The sequence below is a fragment of the Desulfosporosinus sp. I2 genome (assembly GCF_000960765.1).
GTDB lineage: Bacteria > Bacillota > Desulfitobacteriia > Desulfitobacteriales > Desulfitobacteriaceae > Desulfosporosinus.
Map to the genome: position 1 here is coordinate 1 of NZ_JYNH01000158.1, position 11,049 is coordinate 11,049.

9 protein-coding genes and 1 pseudogene are annotated in these 11,049 nt (G+C 41.6%); all 10 read right to left on the bottom strand.

Annotation, left to right across the window (positions count from 1 at the left end):
- Positions 1–162 precede the first annotated feature (162 nt).
- Positions 163–1,235 (bottom strand): annotated as a pseudogene (arsB, locus tag UF75_RS22255) (ACR3 family arsenite efflux transporter).
- 53 nt (positions 1,236–1,288) lie between these two features.
- Positions 1,289–1,615: a metalloregulator ArsR/SmtB family transcription factor gene (locus UF75_RS22260; protein WP_242860386.1), complete on the bottom strand. Its 327-nt coding sequence runs from the start codon at positions 1,613–1,615 to the stop codon at positions 1,289–1,291.
- Positions 1,616–1,933: 318 nt separating this feature from the next.
- Complete coding sequence (locus UF75_RS22265) at positions 1,934–3,181, bottom strand: hypothetical protein (RefSeq protein WP_045576732.1); 1,248 nt, start codon at positions 3,179–3,181, stop codon at positions 1,934–1,936.
- A gap of 52 nt (positions 3,182–3,233) precedes the next feature.
- Entirely contained in the window at positions 3,234–4,214 is a 981-nt protein-coding gene (locus UF75_RS22270) for a phosphodiester glycosidase family protein (protein WP_045576733.1), read from the bottom strand.
- A 43-nt stretch (positions 4,215–4,257) separates the two neighbouring features.
- Positions 4,258–6,153: a M56 family metallopeptidase gene (locus UF75_RS22275; protein WP_045576734.1), complete on the bottom strand. Its 1,896-nt coding sequence runs from the start codon at positions 6,151–6,153 to the stop codon at positions 4,258–4,260.
- 2 nt (positions 6,154–6,155) lie between these two features.
- A complete protein-coding gene (locus UF75_RS22280) occupies positions 6,156–6,533 on the bottom strand; it encodes a BlaI/MecI/CopY family transcriptional regulator (protein WP_082075294.1) in 378 nt (125 codons plus the stop codon).
- 249 nt (positions 6,534–6,782) lie between these two features.
- On the bottom strand, positions 6,783–9,452 hold the full coding sequence (locus tag UF75_RS22285) for a PEP/pyruvate-binding domain-containing protein (RefSeq protein ID WP_045576735.1): 2,670 nt from the start codon (positions 9,450–9,452) through the stop codon (positions 6,783–6,785).
- A 40-nt stretch (positions 9,453–9,492) separates the two neighbouring features.
- On the bottom strand, positions 9,493–10,119 hold the full coding sequence (locus UF75_RS22290; protein ID WP_045576736.1) for a TetR/AcrR family transcriptional regulator: 627 nt from the start codon (positions 10,117–10,119) through the stop codon (positions 9,493–9,495).
- A gap of 396 nt (positions 10,120–10,515) precedes the next feature.
- The gene (locus tag UF75_RS22295; RefSeq protein WP_045576737.1) at positions 10,516–10,752 is read right to left on the bottom strand and encodes a thioredoxin family protein; all 237 of its coding nucleotides are present in this window, start codon (positions 10,750–10,752) and stop codon (positions 10,516–10,518) included.
- 53 nt (positions 10,753–10,805) lie between these two features.
- The gene (locus UF75_RS22300; RefSeq protein WP_242860387.1) at positions 10,806–11,018 is read right to left on the bottom strand and encodes an ArsR family transcriptional regulator; all 213 of its coding nucleotides are present in this window, start codon (positions 11,016–11,018) and stop codon (positions 10,806–10,808) included.
- Positions 11,019–11,049 lie beyond the last annotated feature (31 nt).

Here is an 11,049-nt window from a genome sequence, read left to right on the forward strand (position 1 = left end):
TCTTAAAGGGTGCCATTTCATCAGAAACGTTGTGTAGGTATAATTTTTAACGGGAACCTAGGTTATTTCTATCGTATTAACTGGAAATCACTTACTAAATAAAGAAGTGGAAGCTCTTAGGGGGTATTTTGTAGACGAGAATTGATGGTGAAAAAGAACTTGCTATGCTTTAATCGGTACTCCCTCTTTGTTAAAGTACTTCTTCCCGAAAAACAAACTAACATTCACTAAAGCGATCATGACAGGCACTTCGATGAGCGGACCGATGACTGCTGCAAACGCTGCTCCGGAGTTAATTCCAAACACTGCGACAGCAACAGCAATGGCCAGTTCAAAGTTATTGCTCGCTGCTGTAAAAGCTAAGGTGACCGTTTGAGCATAGGGAAGTCCTTGTCGCCAAGCCATATAGAAAGAGGCAAGATACATAATTACAAAGTAAATCAACAGAGGTATGGCAATTCTTACGACATCCAACGGTACAGTAACTATAGTCTGGCCTTTAAGAGAGAACATGATAATAATGGTAAAGAGCAAGGCGATGAGCGCAAGTGGGCTAATCTTGGGGATGAATTTTTTCTCGTACCACTCTTTTCCTTTGATAGGTAAAAGTATCAAGCGCGTTAGCATACCAGCAAAAAAGGAATTCCCAAATATAGAAGAACACTTTTGGCGATCTCCCAAATACTAATGTCAACTTTAATGCTCACTAGGCCGAGCCAACTAGGAAGGACGGTAAGAAAAATGTAAGCATAGATTGAATAGAAAATAACCTGGAAAACTGAATTCAAAGCCACTAACGCTGCAGCATACTCCGAATCTCCTTTTGCCAGACTGTTCCAGAGAATAACCATTGCGATACAACGGGCTAGGCCAATCATAATAAGTCCAGCCATATACTCTGGGTAATTATGCAAAAAAATTACAGCCAGAGCAAACATTAAAATAGGTCCTACAATCCAGTTTTGAATTAAAGATAAGGTCATGACTTTGCCATTTCTAAAGACACGTCCGATTTCCTCATATTTTACTTTTGCTAAAGGGGGATACATCATCACGATTAAGCCAATAGCAATAAGAATATTGCTTGTTCCGAGTTGAAATTGGTTTATGAAATTGGAAGTACCCGGGAATACATATCCGATCCCAACACCGACGGCCATCGCCAAAAAGATCCACAAGGTTAAATAGCGATCCAATCTTGATAATTTACGACTTATTGACAATTCGACACTCATGCTTTATCAACTCCTTATAGTGTTATCTAATAAGTTATACGCAACCCTATTTCCTAAGTTATGCATCCTTTGACACGCGTCAGCCGTTCCTCGTCTTCTTTGACCTTGGGAAACATAGGCAAAAGTAAGGCTATCAGTGGATTTCTCATATTCAGTGAATAATAAGTCCATTGTCCCCCGCGACGTTCATTCACAAATCCAATTTGTCGAAGACGCCTCATATGTTGGGACACGCCCGGCTGGCTTATTTCAAACACTTCTGTTAAATCACAGACACATAACTCTCGCCCCTGAAGTAATGATAATATTCTCAACCGCGTTTTATCCCCAAGTACTTTAAATTCTTCAACCATTTCATCAAGACCCAGTGCAGTACTCAAGAGCTTACCTCCTTTCTGTTGAAATAATGTATTAAATACATCCCAGCAAACAGTCACTATGCCTACCGTTGTTCTATCATCGTCAATTGCTTATATAAGTATATTATTATATATTTACAAGAATTACAACTATAAATTCATTATTTGCGTGATAACAAGACATTATGCCTAATATGCTCACACAGGTTTGTTGTGGACTTGACAGTGACATTTAATGCCTCTTACAATTTAAGTAAGAGGCATTTCGTTGGGAGGAGATTTGCAGCTTCTAATTACCAGAGTCGCAGATCAACGCTCGGACAAATGCGCAAGGAAATATTATGGCTTGAGGGGCTGCAAGTCTAAAAGGGTGGATGTTCCTTGCTTGGTAAGTTGAATTAATTCAGAGCCATCGGCTGAGACGTAATTTTCATCGCCCTGGAATTTGACCTCTGCAAGATGACCGTCTGTAATGATACTGACTGTTTGGTTATCATAGACGACTATTTGCCCGTTAGCCCCAATCAGTGCTTTTACTTTTTCGTTAAAGGGGATAGAGCCATGCCATTCGGTTTTCAGTGAAGGATTCTCCTTGATCAATTCTAGGTCGGCTGTGGTCTTAATCTTTACGAGTTGATGATTGACTACTTCTCCGATATATACTCTTCCCTTTCTGACTCCTAAAATCCTATCGTTAGCATTTTTAGAAATGACTTGACGCTTTCCATCACTTAAGGCGACAACTTGTTGGACAGTCCCCACTTTACTGTCAATATAAAGTGTTGCGAAGCGATCAGAGATCGCCATATTATCGATATGCTCTTTGGCTTTGCTTAGGGTACTTACCGTTTTATTAATGTCAATTTCCATGAATTGCTGTTTCGTTTCCTTCGTGACAGTTAAGTACATCAGGTTGGTAGAGGTTGCAACTACAAATTTTTCAATCTTTCCTGCTGCTGAAATCTCTTCACTGCCACTCAGGGGATCAAATGGATTAATACGATCATCCGGAGCGAAATCTTCATCACTATTCGAGAGTTCCAGTGAATACAGTTCTGTAAGTTGTGGACTTCCATACCGTTTTTCATACTTTGGTTCTACAGGTACCTCTTTGGTCACAATTTTCGCATGGTTTGGATCTTCTGTTTTCGGCTCAATTGAAGGGGTTGAGGGTATAGACTTAAAGGGCACTTTAACAGTTGTCACCTGATTAGGGTTTTTCTTGGCATAAAAATAGAGTAAGATATTTCGATCGGGTAGCCATTGATATATTTGGACGCCTAATGTTTGATCAGTAGATGAGGGAGATTTCTTCTCAAAAACAACCTTTCCCTTTTTTAGGTTGAAGATTTTAAGTGTCCCATTGTCGGAATAAGCCAAGTAATCCTTAGCATAAGAAACTTGAATATTAGTAAGCTCAGAACCAGGAATGGTCGCTTTGAGTTGAGGAGCGATAGGTGGTTCACTATGCCCATCCATTGGTCCCATAACTTTCTGAATTTTGTTTTCCAGAAGGGTGTACCCTCCAAATTGAAAACAGAGTGAAACAAATATCCAAACTAATAGGATGCGCAGTTTCTTCTTCATCTGTAAATCCATCCTTTTAAGCAAAGTCACCAAAATCAATTCATTCGTTACCCTATTCTGGCATGACCACGATACCCGTTGGAAGGTAACGTTCACCAGCCCAATTCCAAAGCTTGTTAATCACTTTCTCATTATAAAAGAGTTCTGTAGAAGAACCGCCATCCAAGTTGGCAGCATTAACCGCATCATAATCTTTGAAGAGATTATAGAGGTCGCTCATTTTTGCACCCCAACTCCAGGTTGCTTGTCGACCATCAATTACAACAAGAATAATCGTCCCATCTGCTTTCTGTCCGATGGCAGTTCGTGGTGCAACTCCCCATGCTGAGTCTTGGAATACGCCCTTTTTTCCGTTCTGGATTAAGGTCGGCAAGAACGATACCGCTTCCTGAATGTTTTTCTTTTTAACGTCATCAGCTGTGATTTGTCCAACGATCAGGTTACCTTCCTTATCAAGGGCTACAATGTCTGTATTCTTGTTGCCTACATTATTATGTACGATTTCTCCATTATGGACGGTCAATCCGTCAGGAAAAGCTCCGTTACCTGCACCATTAGGGTCATAAAAACCTCCGCCATTTATGCCAGCAACAGCTCCTGTGTCTTTAACAAAGTCACTTACCCGTTCACCTGTAACCTCCAATTCTTTTGTCACAGCAACTTTTATCCGTTTTGGATCCTTTACTAGCATTACTTTGCCTTTAAATGCTTTACCTTTAATATCTTCAATCGTGATGCCCGCAGAGGCATCAGATACAGTACGCCGAATTGGTCCATTTGATGCAGAGTCTGTGTTATCATATTTGTTCACGATTTCACTAATTTCTCCATCCGAGAGAAACGCCTTAACAACCTGTGGATGTCTTGAAGAGAGAACGGAACCAACTGCTAAAGTTTTCGTTGCTTCAAATGGCCCCCAGAAAATGATAAAAGGCGCTAAGAGTATATCGAAAACTATATTGAACATAAAGAATGCAATAATCATTCTTAGACGCATTTTGCGCATTTTGCGTATTTTTCGTATTTCCTTCATGCTACCTCCATTAAATTTCGTTCGAAAAGAACTCTCTCACTCTCTAAGGAGTAACCACAAAAGCTGTGGGAACATAACGTTCCCCAAAAATGTTCCAAAGTTTATTCATGACTTTGCCTTGATAGACCATTTCTGAGGAAGAACCGCCATCGAGATTGACTGCATTCACGGCCTGATAATCCTCAAAGACTTGCATAAGGTCACTTAAGGTCGCCCCGATACTCCAAGCAGGTTGTCGTCCATCAATAACAACGAAAATAACGGTCCCGTCAGCCCTTTGTCCTATGCCAGACCGTGGAGCAATTCCCCAGCCACCGTCCCCTGAAATTACGGATTTCCCCTCTACGATAAGATTAGGCGCAAACGAAACAGCATCACGTATGTTTTGCGCTTCCAATTGATGGGCCGTCATCTTACCTAGGACCATTTTCCCCTGGTCATCAAATCCAACAATATTGACTTCTTTTTCTCCCACATTATTGTGGACCAGTTTCCCATCATGCACGGTTAACCCGTCTGGGAAAGCTCCGTTCCCTTTACCATTCGGGTCATAAAACCCTCCGGCATTAATTCCGGCAATGCCTCCCATATCTTTGACGAGCTCGCTGACCCTCTCTCCCGTAACCCCAATTTCTTTCGTAACGGCTAATTTAACTCGAGTAGGATCTTTGATCAACATCACTTTGCCTTTGAAATTTGGACCTGTGATATCTTCGACTGTGATTCCCGAGTCTGTATCGACAATCCCCTTAGTAGATCCAAGGGTTTGTTCCCCACTGTTCCCTTGAGATACATTGACGTTTTGACCTTCTTCTAAAGCGGGGTTTGCATCCGCTTGAGCACTGGTGAATGTCGCAAAGGCAATCAATCCTATCACCACAAAACTTAACAATGACCATTTAGCTGAAGCCTGTTTATGTTTTTTATTTCCAAGCATAATTAGTCTCTTCTTGATTTGTGAATTTGAACCGCACAAACTTGCCAAGCCCGCTATTCGTGGAGCAGTAGAATACGTCTCTGCCAGTTTGACGAGCGTATAGGCATAGTCTTTGGATTGCTCAGCATTAATTCGAGATGTGACTAAAGCATCACACGATATCTCCTGATCTTCCCGCATCCGGTAAAAAGCATACCAAATTAATGGATTAAACCAGTGGCTGATTATCAATACCTGGCTTAACCAATTTATCCATATGTCCTTACGTTTGAAATGGATTAGCTCATGTAAAAATATATGGTTGACCTGATCCGAACTAAATGTTTGCTCAATCCCAATGGGTAATAGTAACCTTGGGTGAATTATGCCTAATAAAGATGGGCTATTTACCTGCCTTGATTTATACAGAGGAATCTGCGATTTTATTTTTAATTCCACTTTGAGGTTATTGAACTCCGTGAGCAAGCTTTGGTCGGTCACCAAAGCTTGTCCAATGTTTTTAGAAAACCGTTTGTTAACAATGACGGTGAGACCCGTAAATATCAAGACCCCTAAGAACCATATGTAGGACATTAATTTATAAATAAACGGGAAGGAGGTCCATAAATTTACATTTTCATCACTTGGTCGCTGGGTTTCATGGCTCACAAACTCTTTGCTGGAATTGCTATCCCCGAAAGCGGTTTGATCCAAACCAGATTGTTTAGCTTCAACGATAGCGGAAGATGATTGTGTGGTTCGGTCAATGATCGCGACTATCATTTGTTGTATGTGGGAAGTGTCGAGGTAATTATACACACTTACGGGAGTATTAGGTGTCCATGGCAACACTAAACCGATGATCAAAACTGACCATAACGTATACTGAAAGCGTGCTCCCAGTTTATGTCTAAGTACAAATTTCACTCCAAGGAGAAGAAAGACGAAGATGCTGGCTTTGAGAGATGTCATCAGAACCCAGTTAAAAACGCTAAGATAATGCGCCTGTAAGTGAGTTAGCATTTTTAGTCTTTCCTTTCTTCAAGGAGCTGTTTAAGTTCTTCAATTTCGTCCTGTGAGAGTTTTTCCTCTTTAAGAAAGGTAACCAGCATAGGTTTTAGAGCTCCGCCAAAAACTCGAGTAAGAAAAGACTTACTCTCGACTTTGACACACTCTTCTTCCGTCACTAATGGTTTGTAGAGATATACTCTTCCGTCTTCTTGGTAAGCGAGTGCCCCTTTTTTCACTAACCTCCCGATTAAAGTCTTGATTGTGTTTGGTTTCCAATCTGTCGATTGTTCTAAGGCCTTAATGACCTCATTTGCAGTACAAGGAGCTGATTTCAACCAACATATTTTCATAACTTCCCATTCCGCATCTGATATATTCGGTATTTCTGGCAACTTTAACCCGCCTCTCCTATATAAGCATATTGTTCACATCTGTAGTTAGAATATTACATCTGTAAACAATCGTTGTCAAGGAAGATTCTGTCATTTTTATCTTTCTTAAAACCTATTTTTAATTTTGGTATTGCATAATAACCTGCAAATTCCACGACTCGTGCACAACCAAAAAACACCTTCCACAATAATGCGTAGAAGGTGTTTTTAATCCTTTCGGATTTAATGCGAAGTTTTTAGTTATGTGTTTTACCGAAGAAATATTTTACCTTCATCCCCATCGACATCTACTTTCCAGCCCTCTTTAATGACTCGCATGACTCCAGGTATATTCACCACAGCGGGAATGCCATATTCCCTAGCCACAATGGCCCCGTGGGATAAGAAACCTCCGGTTTCCATGATCACCGCACTGGCTTTTAAAAACAACGGCGTCCAACCTGGATCAGTGGATGGAGCTACCATAACGTCTCCCGGCTGCAATCTACTTCCTTCATCTGGATGACGGATCAACCGAGCTGTACCGGAGGCTCTTCCAGCAGCAACTGGAACACCTGTCAAAAAATTATCGGAAGACCTGAGAGCGGGCTCCGAATACTTAGGAGTGTCTCCCATAATAATATCCGGTGGTGCAATGGCCTCCATTTCACTCATGAAGATCTTTCGTTCGGCAACCAGTGCCCGGAGCCCGTCACCTTCCCATTCGCCGTTTAATATTGTAACCAGCTCAGGCCAGGTACAGAAGTAAATATCGCCTTGTTTTTCTATTATACCCCGTTCGCAAAAACGAGAACCCACCTCCTGGGCTATCATCCGGTAAGCCTCCATCAGTAGGGCCATCACTGATTTGGTCTTTTCTCGCACGGCCGCTCCTTCTTGAGCTTCCCTAATTAATTTTTTAATCGAACTATGCATACTAGATGGTACTTTATTTTCAATTTCCCGCCAAGCTTGTTCGAATTTTTCCTTTTGCTTTGCCTTCAATTTAGCCAGATCAGCAGTTTTTATTGTACTACGTATAATGTCCATCAGGTAAGAAGGATCTTCCTTCCACCTAGGGTTAATGATATCAAGCTCGTAGACTGCCCGGTGCCCGTATTTTTTTAAAAACTCACGGAAGGCCTGCTTAAAAGGTGATCGTCCAGGTAATTGCTCTTCCCAGCCCATCGGGTCAAAGTCTGGGCCGGTTAAAAATAGAATAGCATCATTATCCTGGCGAGCAATTTCGGCCAATTCTACAAGTTTGTAGCCGTGATCTGCGCTAGTTATGTCCGCCGTTCCACCAACCATTAAGCCATTGATAATCATCGGGGTCCCGTAAGCAAAATATTCCATTAGGATTTTAATTAGTCCCCCTATGGCGATAGAAGCCGCTCCGCTTAAAAAGGAGAACTCCCCAGCAAATCCTATGGAAATCTTACCAAGATCGTTATACAGTTGAATAAAATCCTTATCTGATAAATGCCTAAATCCATCTTTTGTTAGGTCGTTGATGGAACCTACAACCCGAGCATGAATTGCCAAGGCATTTTTTGTTGCCTCATTAACTAAATCGTTGTATTTTATTCCACGCTCTATTCGTTTCAAACCAATAAGACCTTCAAAAGGTTTTGGGTCCTTTAGCTCAATTTCCGGCTGGTGGCCTCCCCATCCAGCATTAAAGTCACGGGGCAATGACCCCATCGCATCATACATAGCCCATTGCAGCGCCGATAGATTACAATACAGACGACCGTTTAAAAACCTGGAGAATTGTAATCCTTCCGGCAAGGGATAATCGGTTTCGGTAAAATTAAATTTGAGAATTGTATCGATGGTATTAATCGCTAAACGACGATTGAGTGGTGACAGGACCATTGGCACAGCATCCCTGTAGTTTCCGTTGGACCAGAAATCAGGTTGGTTCTTTAAAGCAGCAAACGTCTTCTGGGGTAAAGCTGTTACTGGTCTGGCCTGGACCAGAATAAAATCCCGACCATCAAAAACCCATTCCACATCCTGATGCTGATCGCAATCCCCCAGAGCTTCGAAAACCCTTAAGAGAAGTAAGCCCAGCTTTTCAATTTGCTCGTCTGACAACACCTGTCGGGTAGAATAGTCCGTGGTCCGCACAAATTGAGTTCCTCCATCCTTTTTAAGGCAGGTCGTTCCTTCCTTGCGCCCAGTCTTCCGCTCAATTAAGCGGGGTACTGCGTTCCATGGACTGGCATCCAGATAATAAGTATCAGGCTCCACAGTGCCTGTTACAACTGTTTCTCCCAGTCCAAAATTAGTATTGATAACTAAAATATCCCGACGTCCTGACTGAGGGTCGCAGGTAAACCCGACTCCTGCGGCCTGGGCCTCGACCATCTCCATCACTACCACCCCGGGAATTACTTCATCATCACTGATAGTTAGTTTCCTGCGGTATACTATAGCCTGATTCGACCAGAGGGAGGAATAACACCCTTTCACAGATTCAAGAATATTGTCCAAACCACGGACATTCAGAAAGGATTCATGGATACCCGCAAAGGATGCCTTTGCCGAATCTTCAGCTGAAGCGGACGATCTTACAGCCAGTGGTCTTTCAAGAATGCCCAGGCTGTCAAGCCTAGTTTTTAATTCTTCTGCAATTAGCTGTGGTATTGAGCTTGCTTTAATTTTTTCCCTTAATTGATTCAATCTGTCCTGGTTTTTGATTTCATCGATGTTTCCGGCAGTGACTAATTGGGAAATATCCTTAACCATGTTTTGTAACCCATTGTGCTTAATAAACTCATCGTAAGCCCGGGTAGTAAGGACCCCTCCCATGGGAATTTTAAAACCATACTGAGCCAGACGTCCCAAATTCCAGCCCTTACCACCTGCCTGTTCTACTCCGAACTGAAAAGCTTCATCCCAGGTTAAAAAGTATTTTCCGGTTGATTTTAGCACTTAAACCACCCCTTTCTTAATCACCACTTATGCCATATTATCATTTCTGGCTCCCTTCCCTGACCATGGCTCCATCCAGAAATAGGTCTACCAGTTTAGCCATCTCTTTACGGAGTTCTAACTTTGACGAATCATTTAGCCAATCCATGACTACAGTACCGCGAAGAATATCTAATTGTTTCACCAACAGTTTGGCTTGGATATCCTGCCTGATTTCACCCGCCTGCTGTCCTAACCTGATAATCTCAGCAATAAGACTCTGACTACCGCCACTGCTGTATTCTTGACCTTGATACATATTTTTTAGACGATAGCCTAAACTGATTCCAATAATCTCCGGGTTAATTTCCACCCACTCATATACTTTGTCGAGTGTCTCCACTAAGCGCGACCTTGTATCCGGCAGGTTTTGTAAGGTTTCAAAGACCTCCTGTGTAGATTCCTTGGAAATGCTTCTGACATATTCGTCAACAATAGCCTCCTTGACAGGAAAATGATTGTACAGGGTTTTCCTGGCAACATCAGCTTCTTCGGCTATCTGTTCCATAGTTGTATCGTTAAACCCCTGCCGTTGAAATAAGTCCATCGCCACTTTGATGATTCTCTGTCGAGTCTCCTTTTTCTTCCTTTCTGTCCTGCCTTCTACCTGCACTTCAATTGGTTCCATTACTACGCCTCCTATTTATTTATTTGTTTGATTTCAATCAATCACGGTAAGGCATATATCGTTATTTACACTTACGGCATATTTACACTTATGGTACTTTTACACAATGTGTATTTATATAATATTATCTCTTTTAGCTCCAGGTGTGTCAATACCTTATTATTAATTTTCTTTATAAAGAAAAAGCGCCCTATAGGCGATTAAATAACATTAAAACCGAGGACTGATTCCTCGGTTTTCCTTCTTATTCGCTCAAACATTAGAACACGCATAACATGTTCCCATGTACCTCATGCTCATGTTTGAGTTCAACATGCTTTTTAAATTGATGAACATTTGTTACTTAAAAAGTTCCGCCATACTTTAAACAGAATGGCAGGACTTTTTATTAAGCATTCAGTTCTTTTCTAAGATTTCAATTAAGCGCGCCTTATTCGGAACCTTCCCAACCAGCTTAACCACCCCGTTAATCACGAGAGCCGGAGTACTCATAACTCCATAGGACATAATTTTTTGTATGTCTTCGACCTTTTCAACGTCGGCTACAATTCCGAGCTGGGCAATGGCTTCTTTCGTAACTTTTTCTAACTTCGCACAATTTGAACACCCAGAACCTAAAATTTTGATATCCAACCGTCCCACCCCTTTTTCTTATACTATTGCATTAAAATAACGTTTCAGATTTCCTACCGGTCGCCAAGATGCCTCATCAAAGCTTCCCCTTCTTGAAATTGTTGAGCAAGAATCTTCTGAACCTTCTCAAGAATCGTTAATACTTCAGGATATTTGACTCGGTACATAACTTTTAGGCCCACTTTAGTAGAAGTAATAATTTGTTGTTTGCGTAAAATACTCAAGTGTTGGGATAAATTCGACTGTTCGACTCCCAAATTCCTCAATTAACTCACAAACGCACACCTCTTTCCCGTT